Genomic DNA, 22284 nt, shown 5'->3' with positions numbered 1-22284 from the left:
AAATCACCTCTTACTCTATACTAAGATAAATCTTACCTTTTTACCTCTTCTTCCTGCTTAAAGTAATTCTCTGACTTAATAAACTCTGGAGAGGTATGAGTGGCCATGATACCATGATAGCTGATATCCAGGCCTAGCTCTTCTTCTTCATCCGTAGACCGAATTGGTACCCAAATATTGATGACTTTAAAAACCATCCATGTTAATACAAATCCCCAAATACACAATACCATTAATCCCAACGCTTGAACCCTAAGTAAATGCCATCCTCCACCTGTAAATAGACCACCTTCTGTAGCAAACAGACCTACAGCTATTGTTCCCCACATACCAGAAGCCGCATGGACAGGAAAGGCACCCACTGGATCGTCAATCTTACGGGCTTCTAACCAGTTAGTTGCTGCTATCATAAGCATTCCGGAAACTGCCCCAATTAGGATCGCAGCAATATCACTAACGAAAGCGCAGCCAGCTGTAATACCAACAAGTCCTGCTAGTGAACCATTGATGACGGACGGAGCATCTGATCGTCCATAGCGAAATAACGTATAAAGCATAGTGCCCGCACCACCTGATGCAGCTGAGAGCATCGTGACAATAGCAATATGTCCGATACGACCATCTGTAGCCTGCAGAGTACTTCCTGCATTAAACCCAAACCAGCCGAACCATAAGAGGAACGCTCCAACCGATGCCAACGGGAGATTACTAGGCAGGGAAATAGAACTGGGTCCCTCTGACGGAAATTTCCCCACTCTCGGACCAATCACCATGGCTGCTGCCAGTGCAGAAAAACCACCTAGTGCATGAATGACAGCCGAGCCTGCAAAATCCTGCATCCCTAACTCACTTAGCCAGCCGCCGCCCCATACCCAGTGACCGGCAATCGGATAGATAAACGCCGTCATCATGACCACATAGATAAGGTACGCGCGAAAATTAATCCTTTCCGCAACGGCTCCGGAAACGATGGAGATTACCGCAATAACAAACGCCCCTTGAAATAGCCAAAAAGCATCTATTGAAATGGTCAAATCGATGTGCGCCAAATCACCTTTCAGCATAAAACCACTCGTCCCGATACTCCCTATTAAATCCGTCCCATACATTAACCCAAAACCTACTACGAAATAACAAAGCGTACCAATCGTAATATCAGCAAAAACCTTCATAATGATGTTCACATTATTCTTAGTACGAACAAACCCTGCCTCTAATAAGGCAAAGCCGCCCTCCATTAATAGAATCATGGCTGCTGTCAGAACAACCCAGATTGTATCCAATCCAGCATTTAACGTTTCTAATGTCATATTGGTAGTCCCTCCACTTTCCGCCAAGCCTTTATCTCTTCTATGATGGTAGGTGGCAATATTATTTCGCGTTTTTCCGGGTCTGCTTCCAGTAAGCGAATCGCCTCATTTATAATAGCGACCTTTTGTTTTATACTCTCAATTTTGATATATCTTTCTTTAACATTCACCAAATGCTCTACAGCCTGATGATGGCTCGGAGCCCGTCCCGTAAAAAACCGTTTAAATGGGGATAGCGATTGATACCACGCTTCCTCTGCTCTTCGCTTTTGCTCGTATTTATGTATCCTAGTTTTCATTGATTCAATCTCCGACTCTTGTTTGCTCTTGATTCCTTGCAGAACTTTCATTACTTCTTCCAACGAAATTTGAAAAACCATTCTATTATACAAATCGTCCAAAATCATCATCATGTTATATCACCTCACGTTATCACGTTAGCTTTAATATGATTATATGTATAATTCTGAATTGAGTCAACTTTTAAAAAAATTTCAAAACACTATGGCAGTTTTTAATTTAGAGTGAATAATTGAATCGTACAATGCACTTATTTGTTTAAATATCTGGCTCCCTTACATACAAAAAAGCTAGCTATCTCCCCATATTTATTACTATTCCAGCTATTAATCAATCGTTTGATTAAATATAGATAAGCGCAATTCCCCTCAAATAATCGAACTCAGTCCCTTTACTTTTTTACACACAAAAACTGCTCAGTTCTCCCGGCACACCATCAGTTTAAATATACCAACCATCACTTGACGAAACAGTGGCAGTGAACTTTCATGAAAACAAACTGTTTCCATCAGACGCTAAAGCCACATCCGCCGTATATTGCTAACTGGTTCTTCATTAATACGGGTTACTTGTTCAAATGAAGTATCAGCCGATCGACGTTGGCACCTTTTTATACTGAAGAAGCAAAACTAAACCCCCTCAATAAAATAATTTGAATCGGAAACAAATTATTTTATAAAGCTTATCAAGTTTCATCCTAGAGACCATGCGATTTTTAAGCTAACAAGGGATTGAAATCACTATTTTTCACAATCTAGAGAATATTGGTAGGTATATAAAAATTGATATTTCGTTACTCTAAAAAGGCAGTTAAAAACCAAGGAGGTAACACCCATGACAGTAATCAGTGATGTTAAAACGACTTTAGCGGGACTAAAAAGTGCTCAAGCAAGCTTCGAGACCTTCGCCCTTTCAACAGACAACGAGCAAGCCAAACAACTTTATCAACAGGCTGCTCAACAAACACAATCGATTGTTGACAGCGTTTCTCCTCGTATTGATCAGATTGAGCAAGAAGAACCACAATATAAGCAATAAGTAATCATAAAAAAGGTTGGTTGAGGCAACCAACCTTTTTTTATATCTTTAATTTGAGGAGGCAATTCCTTGAAATACAAAATGAAGACATTAAAAACATTCCTTCTTTTAATAACTGTTATCGGGTTTGTCTCAGGATGTTCCGGAAATTCGAATCAAATAGATAATAATAAAAACTTGAATATTTCGAAGGTACATACTAGCAGTCCAATAGAGCAATCCGTTGCAAATCAAGCTAAAGATAGGCTATTAGCAGAGGAAGAGGTTTCGGATGTAAAAGCCGTAAATAGCGATAAGGAATTGTTAGTGGCAGTCAAAGTAGATAATTTTGATCGTTTCCGTTTAACGAGCATTAAAAAGCAAGCACAATCTGACTTAGAAAACATGTTCCCAGATTATAAAATTCTTATCTCGACTGACCAAAAGATGTTTTTAGAACTTGACCAGTTGGAACAAAAGCTCGAAAAAGATAAGACTAAGATGGACTCACTGAAAAAAGACTTCAAAAAAATCAAAAGCTTAATAAAGGAACAAACGTAGACGGAAGAGGTGATACAAGCATGTCAAATAATAAAAAGAAAAAATTAACCCCTGTCCAACAAGAATATCAGCAACTTCAAACCCAACTGGAAACAAAAAGACCAGTACTACTAAATTGCGTTAAAGCTTTTATAACAGGTGGAATCATTTGCCTTATCGGGCAGTTTATTCAAAATCTTTATATTCATTACTTTGATTTCACAGATCAAACGGCTGGGAACCCCACTGCAGGAACGCTAATTTTCATTGCTATGCTTCTTACTGGATTTGGAGTGTATGACCGAATCGCTCAATTTGGGGGAGCCGGATCTGCAGTACCACTTACAGGATTCGGGAATGCTGTCATATCAGCCGCTATTGAACATCGAACAGAAGGATTTGTTTTAGGAGTTGGTGGTAATATGTTTAAATTGGCAGGCTCCGTCATCTTATTCGGCGTTTTTTCCGCTTTTATTGTTGCTCTGATAAAAACAATTCTTATTCAATGGGGTGGTTTATAATGCTGACGGGTCATCGTACATGGGTTTTCGATCAAAAACCTGTCATACTCTCCACTGGAACTGTCGGGGGACCATTTGAAGCTGAAGGATTACTTGCAGATGATTTTGATTTACTTCATTCCGATTTATGGCTAAATCAAGATTCCTATGAAAAGGCTCACAAAGTCCTCATAGAAGAAGCAAGTACAAAAGCAATCGAAAAGGCTGGCCTTCAAAAAGATCAGATTCAGTTTTTCCTTGGTGGCGACCTCATTAATCAAATAACACCTACAAGTTTTGCCTGTCGAACTTTGGGTACACCCTATCTCGGCTTGTTTGGAGCGTGTTCTACCTCTATGGAAGGACTTGCTCTCGGCGCTTACCTTGTTAACACTAAAGGAGCGGATTATCTGTTAACAGGTGCTTCAAGTCATAACACCGCTGTTGAAAAGCAGTTCCGTTACCCAACTGAATACGGCGGTCAAAAGCCTCCCACTGCCCAATGGACCGTTACGGGTGCAGGAGTTGCCTTATTAAGTAGTTCCGGAAAAGGCCCTCGAGTTACTTCAGCCACAATCGGCCGGGTCATTGACATGGGATTGACCGATCCATTTAATATGGGAGGAGCCATGGCTCCAGCAGCTGTCGATACAATTGAGACCCATCTAAGAGAACGAAACATCGACCCTTCCTATTATGATTTGATTGTAACTGGAGATTTAGGAAAGATTGGGCAAAAAGCTTCATTAGAATTATTTAAAAAACATGGAACCCCTATACGTGAAGAACAGTATAAGGATTGCGGATTAATGATTTATAGAGAGGGGCAACCAGTTTTATCCGGAGCCAGCGGACCAGGATGTTCAGCAACGGTTGTATATGGGCATTTATTAAACCGCATGAAAAAGGGAGATTTCAAACGTATGTTAGTCGTGGCTACCGGCGCATTATTATCTCCTCTATCCTTTCAGCAAAGCGAGACTATTCCATGTATCGCCCATGCCGTTTCGATTGAATATGGTGGTGAATAGCAATGATGATTTATTTTTGGGCTTTTGTTGTAGGAGGCTTTATTTGTGTAATCGGGCAAATAATGTTTGATGTATTCAAGCTAACACCCGCCCATACATTAAGTACATTTGTTGTCGTAGGAGCTCTTTTAGATGGGTTTGGTTTATACGAACCATTTATTGATTTTGCAGGTGCAGGCGCAACGATCCCCATTACAAGTTTCGGGAATTCCCTTGTGCATGGGGCAATGGCCGAGGCAGAAAAGCATGGCTTAATTGGTGTAATTTCAGGAATGTTTGAAGTAACTAGTGCCGGGATATCAGCGGCAATTATTTTCGGAATGATAGGAGCTATTATTTTTAAACCAAAAGGATAAGGAGAATACAGGATGACTATTGCATCTGAAGTGAAACAATGTGTCGCCAGCCTTAAGGGTGTAGAAGCTGGTTTATCTAGCCTTGCACTCCGAACTCAAGATGATGAATCGAAACGTATCCTGCATGAAACGATGATGGTAGTGAATGAAGTGATGAAGGATGTACACAAGCGCGTTGGAGAATTAGAACGAGAGGAACCACAATATAAGGGTTTTTGATTAAACCTATGATTTGCAGGAGGTGCTAAGTAATGCCTGAATGGTTACAAATCGTTTTACGGTCACTATTTTTTTTAATTGTCCTTTTTTCAATCACAAAATGGTTAGGTAAAAAACAGATATCTCAGCTTTCCTTTTTTGAATATGTCACTGGCATAACCATCGGGAACGTTGGGGCAGAGTTAGCCACAAAGGTTGAAGGAAGTATTATAAATGGGGTGCTTTCTATTCTCGTCTTTGCACTCGCACCTTTTATAGCAGGATTAATTTCTTTGAAAAGCAAAACTATTCGTGATCTTGTGGAAGGAAAAGCCTCAGTGTTTATTAAAGATGGAAAAGTCATGGAAGACAATTTAAAAAAGGAAAAGTATACAACTGATGAATTGTTAGGGTTACTCCGAAAGAAAGATGTCTTTGATGTAGCTGATGTTGAGTTTGGTTTGTTAGAAGCAAACGGTGACTTTTCGGTTATGTTAAAGAAGCAAAACCAGCCGCTTACTGCTAAAGATCTTAACCTGGCCGTTGCTTCAGTCAAGGAGGCTCAGACTGTCATTATGGATGGAGAAATCCTTGATGAACCACTTTCCACGATTGGCCTAAACCGAAATTGGTTGAAAACTGAACTGGATAAGTTAGGCGTAACCATCGAGAATGTCTTTCTTGGACAAGCAAACTCTAATGGAGAATTAAACGTGGACCTTTTTGATGATAAAATTAAAGTGCCATCTCCACAAGAAAAGCCTTTGATGCTAGCAACTTTGAAAAAATGCCAAGCAGACTTAGAGTTATTTGCCCTTGGAACTGAATCAAAGGAAGCTAAAGAAATGTATAGCAAAAATAGTGAAAAATTGCAAAAGGCAATTGATCATGTAGCCTTCATCTTAAAAAACTAATTTATTTTATACGTTTGGGTTGATAAGAAAATTTAATCCCTCACTTTCATAAGTGATGTAATCAGTCCAATAATGACAATCGTCAGACATGAAAAAAGAAAAATTCTCATGCCTAAGATGAAGATGGCAGCTGTAATAATGAGTGTATCGATGACAATAATAACTATAGCAATATCTATGGAGGAAGATTTGGAAATGAATTTTGCTAACAAATCTGTTCCTCCGCTGCTTGTCTCATATCGAAGCATAAGCCCTATGCCCAGCCCAATGATAGCTCCGCCAATTAACGAACTACTGAGAATGGAAATAGAAAATGCCTTTTTTAATGGACTCAACCAATCCATAAAAAGAGAAGTCAAAAGTAATCCATGGATGCTGCTATAGAAAAAGTGACGTTCATAGTACCAAGCATATAAAAATAAAGGAATACTAAGAACTAACATGGATAACCCCGTTTGAAAGCCCAAAAAATAATGAATAATAAGAGCAATTCCAATAACACCGCCATCTATTAAATGATATGGAACTAAAAAACCATTAATTCCAATACCTATCAAAAAGCTACCAACGATTACAGCCATCACTTTTTGGAATTTAATAAAATCACCTTACCTCCCATTCGATATTCGATATTCCATAATATATGTCCAAGTTAGAACGTCAAGAATATACATGTGAAATTTTTTTTCCTCAGCACCCTTACTACAATTTTTGACACCACATTGAAAAAGCAGAGCCCTTAATGGTTCCTGCTTCATCATCTCTATCTAACAAAGACACTAATTATATAAATCAATATAAAATAAGCCCAGTCAAATGACTGGGCACTTACACCATTATTTCAATTCTAATAACACTACATTTTCAACATGTGTAGTCATCGGGAACATGTCGACAGGTTGGATATCAACTGCTTTATATCCGCCTTCTTCTAAAATATGAAGGTCCCGCGCCAAGGTTCCTGGGTTACAAGATACATAAACGACCTTTTTAGGTTTCATCTCAATGATTGTGTTTAGAAGAGATTCTTCACAACCTTTACGAGGTGGATCAACAACGATGACGTCTGCCGTGTTACCCTTTTGATACCATTCAGCAATGACGTTTCCTGCATCACCAACGATGAATTCTGCATTTGTGATTTCATTTAATTCAGCGTTGCGGCGTGCATCTTCAATCGCTTCTGATACAACTTCCACACCAATAACCTTTTTCGCTTTTTGTGCTAAGAATAATGAAATGGTACCAATGCCACAATAAGCATCAATCACCGTTTCTTCGCCCGTTAGACCAGCATAATTAAGTGCTTTATCATAAAGAACCTTCGTTTGATCTGGATTAATTTGATAAAAGGATTTTGCGGAAATCGCAAATTTCACGTCACCGATCAAATCATAGATCACTTCGTTACCCCATAGCAAAGTCATGTTGTCGCCCAAGATAACATTTGTTTTCTTCGAATTTACGTTTTGGACGATTGATTTCACCTGTGGAAGACGTTCAACGATTTCCTTCACGATTGTTTCGATGAAAGGGATACTTTTCGTTCTTGTAACGAGTACTATCATTAATTCGCCTGTTTGCTTGCCATAACGAGCCATAATGTGACGCAATACACCTTTATGGGTTTTTTCATTGTAAGCAGGGATACCAAGTTTACTGATGATTTCTTTTACAACTTGAACAGCTTCACTAATCACTTCATTTTGGATAATGCTTTCTTTCGTTTCTACAATTTCATGTGTCCGTGGTTTAAAGAATCCCGCTATTAGCTTGCCGTCCTTTTCACCAACAGGCACTTGGGCTTTGTTACGATAATGAGTTGGGTTTTCCATACCAATTATCGGGTGTACCTTCACATCCTCAAGTTTTCCAATGCGAGTCATCACTTCACGGACTTGTTTTTCTTTGAATTCCAACTGTCCTTCATAGCTCATATGCTGTAGCTGACAGCCACCGTATTTATGAAAGTCTTCAGTTGTAATCTCAACTCGATATGGACTATTTTCTATAATCTCCATCAAACGTCCGAAGCCATAACCTTTATTTGTCTTCATTACTTTAACTTTTGCCTTTTCACCAGGAAGGGCGTTCTGAACAAAGATCGGATAGCCATCAACTTTAGCTACTCCAGCTCCTTCGTGCGTTAAATCTTCGAATAAAACCTCTATAATATCATTTTTAGCAACGGGTGCTGTTTTTTTCATATCATCTTCTCTTTTCTTTTATAAGCTAGCCTGTATTTTACCACATTCAGAGCCTTGCCACAAAACCACTCACCAATTTACATTGGTTTTCATAAAATAATAGTAGAAGAAATTACGTTTTTTCATAGTTCCATGTATAAAAGTGAGGTAAAAAAAGAAAAATAAGGAAAAATAGATGAGGTGAAGAAATGGGTTTGTTTAACTCTATATCTGCCTGGAATGCAAACAGGCTAGAAAAACATCGAGTAAGCATGGAGGAAAAGGGCCTCTGTCCGGATTGTTATGGGCGAGGATACAGCTCTTTCGTACCAACGGAATATCATTTTTCCGATATACACGACTGTCCCGGCTGCAACGGAAGCGGAGTTTATGCTGATTGGGCTGCGATGAACGGACAGCAAATGTAGATCCCATTCCACTAAGAAAAGTTCAATGAATGGTGGAAGAAGTGATATATCAAAAACACACGTAAAAAGGACCCCCTGTTAAACAAGGGGTTCTTCTAATTTTTTCACCATATATCCAAATTCATAGCCACTTATCATAATGGTTTTTATTTTTTTATATCCTAACCTGTTATAGAGACGATTTGCCCCTTCATTCACATCTTCAACGACTAAAGAAACCCTTGGGTAGCCTTTTTCCTTAGCATACTCCTCAACATATTGAATTAGTGCACTTCCAATTCCTTTCCCTTGAAAATTCGGGTCAACACATAATGTATCCAGATAAAAGTCATCACTCTCTGCTTCCTTGTCGAGTGTAATACTCGAATCTTTCATTTTCCGCCGTAATCGTTCAACTATTGGTTCATCTAACCCTTTAGCATCTTTTCCATGATAGGCAATGATCAGTCCAGATACTTCCCCATTATGTTCACTAACGAAGGTATTTTCATAGCTGATTCGATTTCCACTTTTTCTAAAAAAGTCGGCAAGAACGGTGAGTATTGTTTCTTCTTCTGTTTCGCCAGTTAACTCCTCGGCAATTTCCTTTATCGCAAGTCGTGTTAATACTGCTGCCTTTTCTGCGTCTTCTGGTGTCGCTCTTCTGATGTACACGTTACCCATTCTCCTTGCTAGATTAAAATTAAAAGGCCACCCACTTTAGTGACCTTCTTTTCATTATTTATTTGTTGGATCGTCCGGCAATATTCCTTCCGGGATGAATACATCAAAATGACGGTACTGGTTTACGAATTCAGCTGGGGCCATGCCACCAAATTCCCCGTCCAAATTAAGCATCATGTCTTTTTTTGCAGTTACTTTGATCCGATTTGCTTTTTCATAAATGACATTTTTATCATGTATATGTTCACCGCGCATTGCCAAAGTTACGACTCGGACAATATCAGCAAGATTTGCCTTTTTCAAAATAAGTAACGTGAACATGCCGTCATTTAGGGATGCGTCTGGTGCGAGTTTTTCGAAGCCACCGACCGAATTTGTATTGGCGACTAAAAATAGCATAATCTCGCCTTCGAAAAGCTTTCCATCATATTCGATTGAAACTTCTGTCGGCTTGATAGAAGGTAGCATTTCAATCCCTTTAATGTAGTAAGCTAGCTGCCCAAGCATTGTTTTCAGCTTGATTGGCACGTCGTAGGTCAATTCAGTCAATCGACCCCCACCAGCAATATTGATGAAATATTTATCATTCATTTTTCCAATATCGATTGGCATCGTATGCCCACTGGCAATAATATCAGCTGCCCCTTCGATTGACTTCGGTAAATGCAGTGCCCGCGCGAAATCATTCGTCGTTCCTGTCGGAATAATTCCTAGTTTTGGGCGTTTTTCTGCAGTGGCCAGTCCATTAACAACCTCATAAATCGTTCCGTCGCCTCCTGCTGCAATGACAATATCATAGCCGCGTTCAATGGCAATTTTAGCTGCATTCGTTGCATCACCAGCACCGGTCGTCGCATGTGTAGAAGCCTCATATCCAGCTGCTTCAAGCTTTGCAAGCACCCCTGGTAAACTCTTCTTAATGGCTTCCCGGCCTGATGTCGGGTTGTAAATCAACCTTGCTCTTTTCATTTCCCATCATCCTTATACAAATTGATTCCATAAATTACATATTAATCGTTCACTACATGAAAAGCAATATTCGAAAAAAAAGAGGACCGCATTTCGGCCCATTTCTTTATATGCTTTTTTCCAGAAATCTTATCAGAGAAATTATAAAGCTTTTTACAATTTTATTCTAGTAAATGGTTTAAAATTATGGGTAATGAACATTCACTTTATACGTATCGAAGACAGTTAAGATATGATTCCCTTTTCCAGACTTTAATGTACCATTCTTTTTTTCAGTGCCTTCTTCATTCGTGTCTTCTTCTTTTATCTCGGTCGTTTTCCAGCTATTTTCAGGCCCCTCGAGCTCCTCGACACCTTTTGCTTCAATCTTGATATCACTATTTTCTTGAAGGTATACACTAAGGTAGCCGCTATCTTTTACACTCCAATTACTTAAAAGCTGTCTTGGCTTTAAGACAAGATCCGTGCTTTGTCCATTAATCTCTAATGATAATTCAGCAGGGATAATAAGAGTAGCCTTGAGATTCGTCCTGCCTCCGCCTAAAAGGCTATTTTGAACCGGTAAATCCTTGAAGCTGATATAAAGTGTATCACCGTTCCTCTCAACCATTAAATAATCTTCCGTCTTTTTCAACAGGGATTCAGCATCTACTGTTACAAGCTCATCATACGTCCCGAATATAGAAACTTTTTCATCGGTCCCACTTTCAACCGTCAATGGGTATGATCCAGAATCTAGAACGACCCTCTGAATGTCTTTTCCAGCCTTTTCATTGAACCCAGGTAAATTCACTGTTTTTTCTTCGCTTTGCACGGCTGCCCTGACTTGATCCATTATTCCACTTGATGTCAGCAGAATTAAAACAATTCCCGTCGTTCCAAGCAATCCTACGAAAAGAATACTAAGAATATCATATTTTACAAAGGAACTTTCTTTTCTGGAAAAATAGATATATAAGAGAATTTCCACTCCCAAAATAATGAAAAGCAACGGCCACCAAGAAAGAAGAATCGTCGTCATATTCATATTTGCAATTTGAGAAATCAGTAAAATCATACCTAAACCAACCAGAGAGACTCCCATTGAAATTGTTCCGACTCTCCATGTTCTCATTTTGTCTCCTCCTTGTCTCTCGCTTTTTTACTTCCAGCTAACAATTTTATTCCTCCACCTATAAGAAGGATACACACGAGTCCTTTTTGAAAATAATCTCTAAACCAATATTCTAAGTTGCTTCCAACCCATTCATCTAAATGAGGTGCAATTGCCGGAACGATAATGTTACTTGCCAAGAAATAAATTCCTAGACCCACCAAACCAAGGCCTACCCATTTTTGCTGATTGACAATTCCCGAAATTATGGGCGTATCTTCAACAGGACCCTCTTCCATTTTAGCCGCTTTTTGTAATCCATCAAAAAAGCTGTAAAACCAGATGATCGGTATAAGGAAAAAGAAGAATCCTAAACGGAGTAAATCCAATATATAAATGGCGAATAAAAAGCCGGCCATCAATTGGATTCCGCGTTTCTGCAGCCCTAAATATAAATGACCTGCCCCAGGGAAAATGGCGAATAAAGTCGCGACCGATTTACTCTTCTTCCCAGATTCCCGTCTCTCCTCGAAATCTTCCAACACGGTCCGATCAATAAGCTCCTCACCCCTTTGCTTTTTATTCAGCTGTTGAACAGAATCAAAAAAGCTGTAAATCCAGATAACTGGCAATAAAGCCATGAATATTAGCAGACCTTCCATTTGTGTCATCACACTGATGAATATCACCATAATGCCAAGGCCTAAAAAGCCAATTAGAAAAATAAGTCCCCGATTCATGAGGCCGAGCTGGAAATGTCCGAGACCAGGCACGAATGAAAGGACAATTACATAGAATCTTTCTGCTTCCGGCTGATCCACTATTCCCCCTGCATCCGTTTCGCTTTTAGGATTTCTTAGAGAGGTAACTACCAAGTCAAATATACTGATGAAATAAAACACCATTCCTATAATGGAAAAGGCAAGAAACGCTTCCACTTGACTAATCAATGTAAGAAAAAAGCCTCCCAGCCCTAATCCAAGCGTGGCTAGAAAATAAAATAAACCTTTATATCTCCTACCTAGGTAAAAATGACCAAAACCCGGCAGAAATGATAACAAAAAAGCTAATATCGGACTTTTATTCATTTCTAAACCCCTCCTTATTTTTCTTTTCAATAGAGTCCATCCAATTAAATGTTTTATCAATAAGACCATCGGTTAAGGTCTGAGTTTCCTTTACAGTACTGGATTCTACAGAATCAACGTATTCAGTCAGGGATTGAAAAACTCCAGCTGCCATTAATAGAATCGTAAAACCAGCGGCAATCAGGTAATGTCTTGTAATCGTCCGAAGAGATTTTTCTTTTCTGATTTGCTTAACCTCTTCAAAAGATACTTCATTTAGTTGAGCAATCGAGCTCATAACAGAATCTGCGATATCAAGTTCTTCAACGAGCAGACTAGATTCGGCTCTTTCCATCGCCTCCATATAGACTGTTAAACACTCATCACAGGAGTATAAATGATTTTCATATTCTATTTTTAGATTATCAGGCATTTCATCCGCCAAATAAGCAATCCACCCTGCTTCAGAAACATGGTTCATGAAAAATCCTCCTCTTTCCAATGTTTTCTCATCCAATTCCTTGCCCGATATAGCTTTACCTCAACAGATTTGACTTGAATCTGCTGTTCCTCTGCAATTTGCTGGAATGTTTTTTCTTGTATGTAATAGCCATACACAACGTCCCGATACCCCTCCGGAAGGTCATTCAGCTTCCGGAATACTTGCTTTTGTTTTTCATTTCGAAAAAATACTGCCTCAACATCATCAGATAAGCCTAAATGAGCTTCCGAAGGCTGTACTTCATGTGATTCTTCCTTTTGCCTTTCTCGTTTTCTCTTCAAATCTATTGCATGATTGACGGCAATACGCGTAATCCATGTTTTGAAACCTTGATTTTTATATTGAGGAAGAGAAGTATAGATTTTGATAAAGACTTCCTGGGTGGCATCTTCTGCATCCTTTTGATTGCGTAAAACGGAATAGACGGTTCTAAAAATCGTCTCCTTATACGTTTCTATCAATATCCGGAAAGCATGATCATTTCCACCTCTCACCTTCTCCACTAACTCATCTGTCACTTCTCTCCCCCCTTACATTTAAGCATTCATGTAATAGACGACACAAAAAGGAGTTACCCCTACAGATAACTCCAAAAAAAATATAAAATTAATTTCTCACTCACAAGTTCCAGTATTTCCTCGTAAAACTCTTTTGATAACCATATGAAAACCGCATCACTTAGAAAGTGATACGGTCAATTATTAACGTTTATTGATTTCTTCAACCAAAATTTTATTAACAAGTTGTGGATTAGCTTGGCCTTTTGTCGCTTTCATAATTTGTCCGACAAGGAAGCCGATTGCTTTTTGTTTACCAGCTTTAAAATCTTCAATTGATTGCGGGTTATTATTCAAAGCTTCTTCAACCGCTGATCGTAATGCACCTTCGTCAGAAATCTGGACAAGTCCTTTTTCCTTAACGATCGTTTCTGCGTTACCACCGTTTTCGATCAACTCTTTGAATACCTTTTTCGCGATTTTAGAAGAAATTGTACCATCTTCAATCAGTTTGATCATTCCTGCCAATGATTCAGCAGTCAACGCTACATCATGCAGTTCTTTCCCTTCTGCGTTTAAGAAAGCAGAAACCTCACCCATGATCCAGTTCGATGCAAGTTTCGCATCCGCACCTGAAGCAACTGTTGCTTCAAAGAAATCAGCCATTTCTTTTGTTACCGTTAAAACAGCAGCATCATACTCTGGTAAACCAAATTCTTCAACGTAACGTTTTTTTCGTGCATCTGGAAGTTCTGGAATCTCCGCAGTAATGCGTGCTTTCCATTCTTCGTCGATATGGATAGTCAATAAATCTGGTTCGGGGAAATAGCGGTAATCATCAGAGCCTTCTTTAATACGCATTAGAACTGTTCTACCTGTAGCTTCATCGAAACGACGTGTTTCCTGTTCGATTACGCCGCCTTCATTCAATACTTCTGCTTGTCGGATTTCTTCATGCTCCAACCCTTTACGAACGAAGTTGAATGAGTTCAAGTTTTTCAATTCAGTTTTCGTACCGAATTCTTTTTGCCCAACTGGTTTCAAGGAAATGTTAGCATCACAGCGAAGTGAGCCTTCTTCCATTTTACAATCGGAAACACCCGTGTATTGAATAATGGATTTCAATTTTTCCAGATAAGCATACGCTTCTTCAGGAGACGTGATATCCGGCTCGGATACGATCTCAACAAGCGGAGTACCTTGGCGGTTGTAATCACAAAGTGAATAGTTCCCTTTATGTGTCAGCTTACCAGCATCTTCTTCCATATGAATACGTGTAATGCCGATTTTCTTTTTCTTGCCACCGACTTCGATTTCAATCCAGCCATGTTCACCGATTGGCTGATCGAATTGAGAAATTTGGTAAGCTTTCGGATTGTCTGGATAAAAATAGTTTTTCCGGTCAAATTTCGTGATTTCTGCCACTTCACAATTTAGCGCGATAGCAGCTTTCATTGCAAAATCAACAGCCTTTTTATTGACGACAGGCAATACACCTGGATAGCCAAGATCGATTACAGTCGTATTGCTATTTGGAGAGGCACCGAATTGGTTCGGGCTCGATGAGAAAATTTTTGAATCTGTTTTTAATTCTACGTGTACTTCTAGACCAATTACCGTTTCAAAGTCCATTTTTTTCACCCCTTACAGCTTAGGAAATTGTTTATGAAAATCTGTTGCTTGCTCAAATGCGTGAGCAGCGCGGTAAATCGTGCTTTCATCAAAATGCTTCCCGATCATTTGCAGACCAAGCGGAAGACCATTAGCAGCGAAACCACAAGGTACGGAAATACCTGGTACGCCAGCAAGGTTGACAGGAATCGTTAAAATATCATTCGCATACATCGTTAATGGATCGGCAACTTTTTCACCGATTTTGAAAGCTGGTGTAGGTGTTGTCGGTCCAACGATTACATCATATTTTTCAAATACATCTTCAAAGTCTTTTTTGATCAATGTACGCACTTTTTGAGCCTTTTTATAATAAGCATCATAATAACCAGAGCTTAAGGAGAAAGTTCCAAGCATGATACGGCGTTTTACTTCGTCACCGAATCCTTCCGATCGAGTTTGCTTGTACATTTCAATTAAGGTTTCTGCATTATCTGTACGGTGACCGAAGCGAACGCCGTCAAAACGGGAAAGGTTTGCCGATGCTTCTGATGAAGAAAGCAGATAGTATGCTGCTAGAGCATATTTGGAATGCGGCAGGGAAACTTCTTCCCATACAGCTCCAAGTCCTTCTAATACTTTTAAAGCTTCAAGTACAGAATTACGTGCTTCTTCCCCAACACCTTCACCAAGGTATTCTTTAGGAACTGCAATTTTCAACCCTTTAACATCGCCTGTTAATGAATTCACAAAATTCGGTACGTCTAAGTTAGCAGATGTGGAATCCATTGGATCGACGCCTGAAATCGCTTCAAGAAGGTATGCATTATCTTCAACCGTTCTTGTCACCGGACCGACTTGATCTAATGAAGAAGCAAAGGCTACAAGTCCGAAACGGGAAACCCGCCCATATGTAGGCTTTAAGCCGACAACTCCGCAGTATGCAGCTGGTTGGCGAATCGATCCACCTGTGTCAGAACCTAATGAGAATAAGACTTCACCAGAAGCGACAGATGCAGCTGAACCACCTGAAGAGCCACCTGGTACATAATCCGTATTCCATGGATTGCGTGTTGCCTGATATGCTGAGTTCTCATTTGAAGAACCCATCGCAAATTCATCCATGTTCAATTTTCCAATTGTCACCGTTTCTGCCTGCTGTAGCTTTTGAACAACGGTTGCATCATAGATTGGATCAAAGTTCTCCAAAATTTTGCTCGCACAAGTCGTCCGTAAATTTTTAGTAACAATATTATCCTTAACACCGATTGGCATGCCAAACAGGGCGCCTTGGCTCTCGCCTTTTACTAATTGGTCATCCAATTGTTTTGCTTGGTTGCGGGCGTTTTCTTCATCTAATGTCAAAAATGCCTTCACCTTGTCTTCTACCTGTCCGATTCGCTTATACGATTCGTTAACAAGATCAGTAACGCTGATCTCTTTATTATGTAAACGTTGATGAAGCTCGGAAACTTTTTGTTCGAACAACGACATCATTGTTCCTCCTTATTCCATAATGGCTGGTACACGGATATATCCTTCTTTGCTATCCGGTGCATTCTTAACTACTTCTTCTACGGGTAATCCTGGTTTTGCAACATCTTCGCGCATTACATTTTTCATATCCAAAACGTGAGAAGTCGGGTTTACCTGATCCGTATCAAGTTCATTCAACTGCTCCGCAAACGAAATCATTTGTTCAAGCTGATTCTGAAACTGTTCTGCTTCTTCTTCCGTAATTGCCAAACGAGCCAAATGGGCAACGTGTTTTACTTGTTCCATAGAAATTCGTGACATTCTCTTCACCTCCGAAAAAATATCCAAATCGACTAAAATAGTCGCTTTTCTCCATAAAATCATCGTTTAAATCATATCAAACTATTGCACAGTAAAGCAACAAGAGATACCATGTCGAAATTCAAATATTTCTTAAAGAAAAAGAAGTATTTTCCGGGAAATATGAGAAAGTTGCCGAAATTTCCGGGGAAATTCCAAGAAGGCGGTCAAATTAGTCAAATGTTCTCGATTCTTGCAAAAATCCCTTCCTAAATAGGAAGGGATTACATTTCCATTAATATGCTTCTGAAGTCGTTTTTCCTTGCATATGAAGGATAAGATAATCAGGTCCTCCTGCTTTTGAGTCTGTACCTGACATATTAAAGCCTCCAAACGGCTGATAGCCTACAATCGCGCCCGTACATCCACGGTTGAAGTATAGATTTCCCACATGAAAATCATCACGTGCTTTTTCCATATGTTCACGATTATTCGTAATTACTGCTCCCGTCAGGCCATAATCCGTATTATTTGCAATCTCAATAGCTTCATCAAAGTCTTTTGCTTTCGAAAAAGCAACAACTGGGCCGAAAACCTCTTCTTGCATGAGCCGGGCATATGGATCAAGATCGGCAATGATCGTTGGTTCAATGAAATAACCGGTTGTATCATCACCCTTTCCACCAGCAGCTAAGCGACCTTCTTGTTTCCCAATTTCAATGTATTCCATGATTTTTTTATAAGCTTGACCATCGATGACCGGCCCCATGAAGTTTGCACCATCTTCTGGATCACCAACGGACAATTCCTTTGTCAGTTCTAAAGCACGCTCTAGCACCTGATCATATACTTCAGCAACAATGACCGCCCGGGAACAGGCAGAACACTTTTGCCCGGAAAAACCGAATGCCGAATTCACGATCGATTGAGCAGCCAATTCAAGGTCCGCTTCCTTATCAACTACAATCGTATCTTTACCACCCATTTCCGCAATCACCCGCTTCAGCCAAATTTGGCCTTCATTCACTTTTGCGGCACGTTCATAAATTCTCGTACCTACTTCACGAGATCCTGTAAATGAAACAAAACGGGTGCGGGGGTGATCGATAAGATAATCGCCTACTTCTGAACCGCTCCCCGGGACAAAGTTCAATACCCCCTTAGGCAGACCTGCTTCCTCCATCACCTCCACAAATTTAGCCGCGATAACCGGAGTAGTCGATGCCGGTTTTAACAGAACCGTATTTCCCGTTACGATGGCCGCAACAGTCGTTCCTGCCATAATAGCAAAAGGAAAATTCCAGGGGGAAATAATAATTCCCACTCCAAGTGGAATATAATCATAGCGATTATTTTCATTCGGTCTGCTCTGTACAGGAATTCCGTCTTTTAATTTGAGCATCTGTCTTGCATAAAACTCTAAGAAATCGATAGCCTCAGCCGTATCACCATCTGCCTCATTCCACGGCTTGCCAGCTTCTTTCGTCAGCAAGGCCGAAAATTCATGTTTCCTCCGTCGGACAATAGCTGCCGCTTTGAACAGTATATCTGCCCTTACTTCAGGCTTTACCTTACGCCATGTCTGAAAGGCCGCATCCGCTGCCTGAACCGCCTTCTCAGCCAAATCACGATTGGCTTTCGATACATAGCCTATCACTTCTTCTTTTTTAGCTGGACTAATAGAAATAATTTTATTTTCTGTAGAGATTTTTTCTCCACCAATGACTAAATCATAATTCTGACCTAAGTATTTTTTCACCCTGCCTAACCCCTGTTGATACGCCTCGCTATTTGCCACTTGAGAAAAATCCGTAAACGGTTCATGTTTATACAATTGCACCAAAACAATCCCTCCCTGTTTTAAATAACTTTCAACACTATCAATCTTATTCTAACTAAAACTGTTAAACCCCTCAAATTATGTATAAATAAGATAATAGCATTCAAGAATAATAGCCAGGCATAAAGCCATTTTGTTAAGGTTACTTATGGCTAGATTTGTTCCAAATAAAAAAGATGAAGCTTGTTAAGCTTCATCTTTTTTTATTCGTATATATGCACGGTTGGTTCGTCTTGATTTGCCTCGCGAACAATAAGTGCTTCGGGTCCATTTACAGAAGTGATCGATACTTGTACGGCAATATATTTAGGGAAACGTTCCATTACAAGACCAGCTACATATTGTGTAAAGCCAATCGCTTCTGAGTTTCCATAAAATTGGATAGGGATATCGATGTTCAAGCTTTGTAATTGGTCATCCATATAAAATGCCCTGCCAATAACTCCGTTAAAGTTAGGGAAATATTCTTCAACATCTTCTTTAAAATTTGTGAATGTGTTGACGTCATCCCGATATTTTTTTTCTGCACCTGCCGAAGGAAATAGGAAGTATTCTTCGTTTAAGTCTGTCCATTTTCCAATATTGTTAGAGTTTTTCCCGATATTCGTATAGGAAATAAAATTCCCAGGCACTACAGAGGATTTTTCATTTTGCTCAAACAAGGCAATGGTAATCGGAACATTTTTCAGCTTGTCCATTTTACGCAATCTTTTTAAGACTTCCTCAGCAATTTTCTCCCCTTCTTGTTTTAGTTCTTTACTATCAATTTTCTTTTCATAGGTTGCCCCGTATGCTTCTTTTTGATAGTAATGGACTGAATTTAGGGCAAGGCCTATTACAACTCCGCCAAGGCTCACTGAATTATCTTTTGTTTTGACTAAATAATTATGTTCTAAAATATGAGCAAGATAAATTGGATTTTCATCATTCCGCTTATCAATGTCACCTTCTCCTGAATCAACAGGATTTAAACCTTCGTTATCCTTTTCTTTCATGTTCTTTTCTTTCAACTGGCTTTTTGTATATTTTCTGTTCAACCAGGATGATATCTTGGAACTGTCGAGCATTTGCCCCTCTTGAAATAGGTAATCTTCCGGGTCAAATTGAGTTTGTGCCAACCGCATCAGTCCATTTTCAAACTCTTCGATATCATATCGAGTATTTAAATTCGAAACGACCAAACCGCGGGCTTTTGATGGCTCAAACGGAAGAATCGTTTGATAATATTCTTCCGAAATTTTATACTTCGGAATAATTGCTGTATCCTTGTCGTTTTTGGAGTCTTGAACTACCTCTTGCTTATCCTCAAAACTAGGTGCACATCCAGCAAGAAGTAGTATAAGAATCATCCCCAAAATAGAGTGTTTCCTCATAGCTACACCTCTTATTTTTTTAGTTCCTCAATCAGTCTCTCTTCATCCCATACGAGAACGCCTAGGCTTTCTGCCTTTTCTAGTTTGGAACCAGCATCTTCGCCGGCCACGACCAAATCCGTTTTCTTGCTGACACTTCCGGCAACGTTAGCTCCTAGCGCCTCTAATTTTTCTTTCGCTTCATAACGTGTTAGCTGATGCAGTTTCCCTGTCAAAACGACTGTTTTTCCAGCGAAAATGGAATCGATTTCTTCTATAGAAACAGCTCTTGCCCCTTTATAGGTAAGGTTCACACCGGCTGCTTCCAACTCATTCAACAGTGCATGCACTTCCTCCAATTCAAAATACGCCACGATGGAATCAGCCATTTTTTCTCCAATTTCATTAATTGCTGTAAGTTCTTCACGGCTCGCCTTGCTTAAGGCTTCCATAGTGCCGAATTCCCTCGCAAGGGTCTTCGCTGCTTTCGAACCAACATGGCGGATACCAAGGCCGAATAGTAATTTTTCTAGCGAATTGCTTTTTGAAGCTTCGATTGCATGAAGGAGTTTATTGACGGATTTATCTCCCATCCGTTCCAATGCTATCACTTGATCGTATGTAAGCTTATAAATATCAGCTACATCCTGTATGAGCGCTTCCTTAAATAACTGGCTAATTACTTTTTCACCTAAACTGTCGATATTCATTGCTGTCCGTGATACAAAGTGAATCAAGCCCTCTCGGATTTGTGCCGGACATTTCGGGTTGATGCATCGTAGGGCGACCTCCCCGTCCAGTCGGACAAGCTCGCTATCACATTCTGGGCACTCAGTCGGCATCTGGAACTCGACTTCTTCCCCCGTACGATGTTCTGCTAGTACATTGACGACCTCTGGAATGATATCGCCTGCTTTTTTCACGACCACTTGATCTCCAATACGGATGTCCTTTTCACGGATTAAATCTTCGTTATGCAGCGAAGCTCGTTGCACAGTCGTTCCCGCTACCCGAACAGGATCCAAAACAGCCGTTGGTGTCAACACTCCCGTTCGGCCAACATTCAGCTCGATAGCTCTTAGTGTTGTGATGACTTCTTCGGCTGGAAATTTGTAGGCAATCGCCCATCGCGGACTTTTTGCCGTAAAACCTAGTTCATCCTGCTGTTCAAGTGAATCCACTTTTACGACAATTCCATCGATATCGTAGGCCAAGTTTGGACGTTGTTCAGTCCATTCTTCAATATAGGCAAGAACTTCCTCTATATTCGTACAGGTTTTTCGTTCCTTATTTGTTTTAAACCCTAGTTCATCCAATAAATCTAGACCCTCGCTGTGTGAACGAACCCCTGTTTCACCTAAATCAGCAATCGCATAAAGGTATACATCCAAGTTCCGTTTCGCGGCGAGTTTTGGGTCAAGTTGTCTCAAAGAGCCAGCAGCTGCATTACGAGGGTTTGCAAAAGGTTCTTCCCCGCGTTCTTCCTTCGCCTTATTTAGAGATTCGAATGATTTTTTTGGCATGAATGCCTCACCACGCACTTCTATGGCAATAGGCTCCCGTACCTTCAAAGGAATTGACTTGATTGTTTTCAGGTTTTCGGTAATATCTTCACCAATTGTTCCGTCTCCTCGGGTTGCTCCTCTTACGAAATATCCATTTTCATATTGAAGTGTGACGGCAAGTCCATCTATTTTCAATTCACATACATAGGAAAAATTGTCACCTACAGCCTGTCGGACCTTTCTGTCGAAATCGCGTAAGTCACTTTCATTGAAAGCATTACCTAGGCTAAGCATCGGTGTCGTATGCTCCACTTTTTCGAACATATCCAGGATGGCCCCACCGACCCGCTGTGTTGGAGAATCGGCTGTTTTCAGCTCGGGAAATTTCTCTTCATACTCAATTAATTCACGTAAAAGCCGATCATATTCAGCATCAGGTACGGATGGCTGGTCCATCACATAATATTCATAGCTATATTGGTTCAATAAAGTTTGCAGCTCAAGAACAATCTTCTCTGCAGCTTGTATGTCCATACGTTCAATCCTTTCTAAAGAAGACTCCACCGCACTTCATCTTAGAAGAGCGGTGTCTAAGTCAGATATCCCTATTCTTCACCAGTAGACGCATA

General features: G+C 40.0%; 24 protein-coding genes. 8 read left to right on the top strand and 16 right to left on the bottom strand.

Features of this window, described 5'->3' with window-relative positions:
• Positions 1-32: 32 nt before the first annotated feature.
• Positions 33-1310 carry an ammonium transporter gene (locus NST21_RS02210; protein ID WP_340887481.1) on the bottom strand — a complete coding sequence of 426 codons (1278 nt, stop codon included), beginning with the start codon at positions 1308-1310 and terminating at the stop codon, positions 33-35.
• Complete coding sequence (locus NST21_RS02205; protein ID WP_340887480.1) at positions 1307-1723, bottom strand: hypothetical protein; 417 nt, start codon at positions 1721-1723, stop codon at positions 1307-1309. The genes NST21_RS02210 and NST21_RS02205 overlap by 4 nt, the downstream gene beginning before the upstream one ends.
• A gap of 721 nt (positions 1724-2444) precedes the next feature.
• On the opposite strand from NST21_RS02205, the gene NST21_RS02200 reads away from it, so the two are divergent.
• The 7 genes from NST21_RS02200 (at position 2445) to NST21_RS02170 (ending at position 6166) form a co-directional block, all read left to right on the top strand.
• On the top strand, positions 2445-2648 hold the full coding sequence (locus NST21_RS02200) for a DUF1657 domain-containing protein (protein WP_053344237.1): 204 nt from the start codon (positions 2445-2447) through the stop codon (positions 2646-2648).
• A gap of 69 nt (positions 2649-2717) precedes the next feature.
• Positions 2718-3188, top strand: a complete 471-nt coding sequence (locus tag NST21_RS02195; RefSeq protein WP_340887479.1) for a YhcN/YlaJ family sporulation lipoprotein — start codon at positions 2718-2720, stop codon at positions 3186-3188.
• A 20-nt stretch (positions 3189-3208) separates the two neighbouring features.
• On the top strand, positions 3209-3688 hold the full coding sequence (gene spoVAC, locus NST21_RS02190; RefSeq protein ID WP_340887478.1) for a stage V sporulation protein AC: 480 nt from the start codon (positions 3209-3211) through the stop codon (positions 3686-3688).
• Entirely contained in the window at positions 3688-4698 is a 1011-nt protein-coding gene (spoVAD, locus tag NST21_RS02185; protein ID WP_328113380.1) for a stage V sporulation protein AD, read from the top strand. Before spoVAC ends, spoVAD begins: the two co-directional genes overlap by 1 nt.
• A gap of 5 nt (positions 4699-4703) precedes the next feature.
• Positions 4704-5054, top strand: coding sequence for a stage V sporulation protein AE (gene spoVAE, locus NST21_RS02180; RefSeq protein ID WP_053347930.1), 351 nt, complete (start codon positions 4704-4706; stop codon positions 5052-5054).
• A 12-nt stretch (positions 5055-5066) separates the two neighbouring features.
• The gene (locus NST21_RS02175; protein WP_053344233.1) at positions 5067-5273 is read left to right on the top strand and encodes a DUF1657 domain-containing protein; all 207 of its coding nucleotides are present in this window, start codon (positions 5067-5069) and stop codon (positions 5271-5273) included.
• A 32-nt stretch (positions 5274-5305) separates the two neighbouring features.
• Positions 5306-6166 (top strand): DUF421 domain-containing protein, encoded by an 861-nt coding sequence (locus tag NST21_RS02170; RefSeq protein ID WP_056522753.1) that lies wholly within the window; start codon positions 5306-5308, stop codon positions 6164-6166.
• Positions 6167-6198: 32 nt separating this feature from the next.
• On the opposite strand, the gene NST21_RS02165 is transcribed toward NST21_RS02170, so the two are convergent.
• Positions 6199-6747 carry a YitT family protein gene (locus tag NST21_RS02165; RefSeq protein WP_340887477.1) on the bottom strand — a complete coding sequence of 183 codons (549 nt, stop codon included), beginning with the start codon at positions 6745-6747 and terminating at the stop codon, positions 6199-6201.
• A 255-nt stretch (positions 6748-7002) separates the two neighbouring features.
• Positions 7003-8373: a 23S rRNA (uracil(1939)-C(5))-methyltransferase RlmD gene (gene rlmD / locus NST21_RS02160; RefSeq protein WP_056522758.1), complete on the bottom strand. Its 1371-nt coding sequence runs from the start codon at positions 8371-8373 to the stop codon at positions 7003-7005.
• A 188-nt stretch (positions 8374-8561) separates the two neighbouring features.
• Between rlmD and NST21_RS02155 the strand changes: the two genes are divergently transcribed.
• Positions 8562-8780, top strand: a complete 219-nt coding sequence (locus tag NST21_RS02155) for a methionine aminopeptidase (RefSeq protein ID WP_340887475.1) — start codon at positions 8562-8564, stop codon at positions 8778-8780.
• Between the two features lie 78 nt (positions 8781-8858).
• On the opposite strand, the gene NST21_RS02150 is transcribed toward NST21_RS02155, so the two are convergent.
• From NST21_RS02150 to ligA, 12 genes are all read right to left on the bottom strand, one after another.
• Positions 8859-9434 (bottom strand): GNAT family N-acetyltransferase, encoded by a 576-nt coding sequence (locus NST21_RS02150; protein WP_340887473.1) that lies wholly within the window; start codon positions 9432-9434, stop codon positions 8859-8861.
• 63 nt (positions 9435-9497) lie between these two features.
• On the bottom strand, positions 9498-10412 hold the full coding sequence (locus tag NST21_RS02145) for a diacylglycerol kinase (protein WP_053344227.1): 915 nt from the start codon (positions 10410-10412) through the stop codon (positions 9498-9500).
• 184 nt (positions 10413-10596) lie between these two features.
• Complete coding sequence (locus tag NST21_RS02140) at positions 10597-11526, bottom strand: hypothetical protein (protein WP_340887471.1); 930 nt, start codon at positions 11524-11526, stop codon at positions 10597-10599.
• Positions 11523-12593: a hypothetical protein gene (locus NST21_RS02135; protein WP_056522770.1), complete on the bottom strand. Its 1071-nt coding sequence runs from the start codon at positions 12591-12593 to the stop codon at positions 11523-11525. Before NST21_RS02135 ends, NST21_RS02140 begins: the two co-directional genes overlap by 4 nt.
• On the bottom strand, positions 12586-13053 hold the full coding sequence (locus tag NST21_RS02130) for a hypothetical protein (RefSeq protein ID WP_057218301.1): 468 nt from the start codon (positions 13051-13053) through the stop codon (positions 12586-12588). The genes NST21_RS02135 and NST21_RS02130 overlap by 8 nt, the downstream gene beginning before the upstream one ends.
• On the bottom strand, positions 13050-13592 hold the full coding sequence (locus tag NST21_RS02125; RefSeq protein ID WP_340887469.1) for a sigma-70 family RNA polymerase sigma factor: 543 nt from the start codon (positions 13590-13592) through the stop codon (positions 13050-13052). The genes NST21_RS02130 and NST21_RS02125 overlap by 4 nt, the downstream gene beginning before the upstream one ends.
• Positions 13593-13775: 183 nt before the next feature.
• A complete protein-coding gene (gene gatB, locus NST21_RS02120; protein ID WP_053344222.1) occupies positions 13776-15203 on the bottom strand; it encodes an Asp-tRNA(Asn)/Glu-tRNA(Gln) amidotransferase subunit GatB in 1428 nt (475 codons plus the stop codon).
• A 12-nt stretch (positions 15204-15215) separates the two neighbouring features.
• Positions 15216-16676 (bottom strand): Asp-tRNA(Asn)/Glu-tRNA(Gln) amidotransferase subunit GatA, encoded by a 1461-nt coding sequence (gene gatA, locus NST21_RS02115; RefSeq protein WP_340887467.1) that lies wholly within the window; start codon positions 16674-16676, stop codon positions 15216-15218.
• 12 nt (positions 16677-16688) lie between these two features.
• On the bottom strand, positions 16689-16979 hold the full coding sequence (gatC, locus tag NST21_RS02110) for an Asp-tRNA(Asn)/Glu-tRNA(Gln) amidotransferase subunit GatC (protein ID WP_053344220.1): 291 nt from the start codon (positions 16977-16979) through the stop codon (positions 16689-16691).
• Positions 16980-17253: 274 nt separating this feature from the next.
• On the bottom strand, positions 17254-18801 hold the full coding sequence (gene pruA, locus NST21_RS02105) for an L-glutamate gamma-semialdehyde dehydrogenase (protein WP_340887465.1): 1548 nt from the start codon (positions 18799-18801) through the stop codon (positions 17254-17256).
• 200 nt (positions 18802-19001) lie between these two features.
• Positions 19002-20171, bottom strand: coding sequence for a CamS family sex pheromone protein (locus NST21_RS02100; RefSeq protein ID WP_340887463.1), 1170 nt, complete (start codon positions 20169-20171; stop codon positions 19002-19004).
• Positions 20172-20182: 11 nt separating this feature from the next.
• A complete protein-coding gene (gene ligA / locus NST21_RS02095) occupies positions 20183-22189 on the bottom strand; it encodes an NAD-dependent DNA ligase LigA (RefSeq protein ID WP_340887461.1) in 2007 nt (668 codons plus the stop codon).
• Positions 22190-22284 lie beyond the last annotated feature (95 nt).

This window comes from Peribacillus sp. FSL K6-1552 (assembly GCF_038005205.1).
GTDB lineage: Bacteria > Bacillota > Bacilli > Bacillales > DSM-1321 > Peribacillus > Peribacillus butanolivorans.
This window is presented reverse-complemented; position numbering and strand designations above follow the sequence as displayed.

Coding starts and splice junctions, on each gene's coding strand:
- NST21_RS02210 (WP_340887481.1), bottom strand. CDS start 1,310: ATGACATTAGAAACGTTAAATGCTGGATTGGATACAATCTGGGTTGTT.
- NST21_RS02205 (WP_340887480.1), bottom strand. CDS start 1,723: ATGATGATGATTTTGGACGATTTGTATAATAGAATGGTTTTTCAAATT.
- NST21_RS02200 (WP_053344237.1), top strand. CDS start 2,445: ATGACAGTAATCAGTGATGTTAAAACGACTTTAGCGGGACTAAAAAGT.
- spoVAC (WP_340887478.1), top strand. CDS start 3,209: ATGTCAAATAATAAAAAGAAAAAATTAACCCCTGTCCAACAAGAATAT.
- spoVAD (WP_328113380.1), top strand. CDS start 3,688: ATGCTGACGGGTCATCGTACATGGGTTTTCGATCAAAAACCTGTCATA.
- spoVAE (WP_053347930.1), top strand. CDS start 4,704: ATGATTTATTTTTGGGCTTTTGTTGTAGGAGGCTTTATTTGTGTAATC.
- NST21_RS02175 (WP_053344233.1), top strand. CDS start 5,067: ATGACTATTGCATCTGAAGTGAAACAATGTGTCGCCAGCCTTAAGGGT.
- NST21_RS02170 (WP_056522753.1), top strand. CDS start 5,306: ATGCCTGAATGGTTACAAATCGTTTTACGGTCACTATTTTTTTTAATT.
- NST21_RS02165 (WP_340887477.1), bottom strand. CDS start 6,747: ATGGCTGTAATCGTTGGTAGCTTTTTGATAGGTATTGGAATTAATGGT.
- rlmD (WP_056522758.1), bottom strand. CDS start 8,373: ATGAAAAAAACAGCACCCGTTGCTAAAAATGATATTATAGAGGTTTTA.
- NST21_RS02155 (WP_340887475.1), top strand. CDS start 8,562: ATGGGTTTGTTTAACTCTATATCTGCCTGGAATGCAAACAGGCTAGAA.
- NST21_RS02145 (WP_053344227.1), bottom strand. CDS start 10,412: ATGAAAAGAGCAAGGTTGATTTACAACCCGACATCAGGCCGGGAAGCC.
- NST21_RS02140 (WP_340887471.1), bottom strand. CDS start 11,526: ATGAGAACATGGAGAGTCGGAACAATTTCAATGGGAGTCTCTCTGGTT.
- NST21_RS02135 (WP_056522770.1), bottom strand. CDS start 12,593: ATGAATAAAAGTCCGATATTAGCTTTTTTGTTATCATTTCTGCCGGGT.
- NST21_RS02130 (WP_057218301.1), bottom strand. CDS start 13,053: ATGAACCATGTTTCTGAAGCAGGGTGGATTGCTTATTTGGCGGATGAA.
- gatB (WP_053344222.1), bottom strand. CDS start 15,203: ATGGACTTTGAAACGGTAATTGGTCTAGAAGTACACGTAGAATTAAAA.
- gatA (WP_340887467.1), bottom strand. CDS start 16,676: ATGTCGTTGTTCGAACAAAAAGTTTCCGAGCTTCATCAACGTTTACAT.
- gatC (WP_053344220.1), bottom strand. CDS start 16,979: ATGTCACGAATTTCTATGGAACAAGTAAAACACGTTGCCCATTTGGCT.
- NST21_RS02100 (WP_340887463.1), bottom strand. CDS start 20,171: ATGAGGAAACACTCTATTTTGGGGATGATTCTTATACTACTTCTTGCT.
- ligA (WP_340887461.1), bottom strand. CDS start 22,189: ATGGACATACAAGCTGCAGAGAAGATTGTTCTTGAGCTGCAAACTTTA.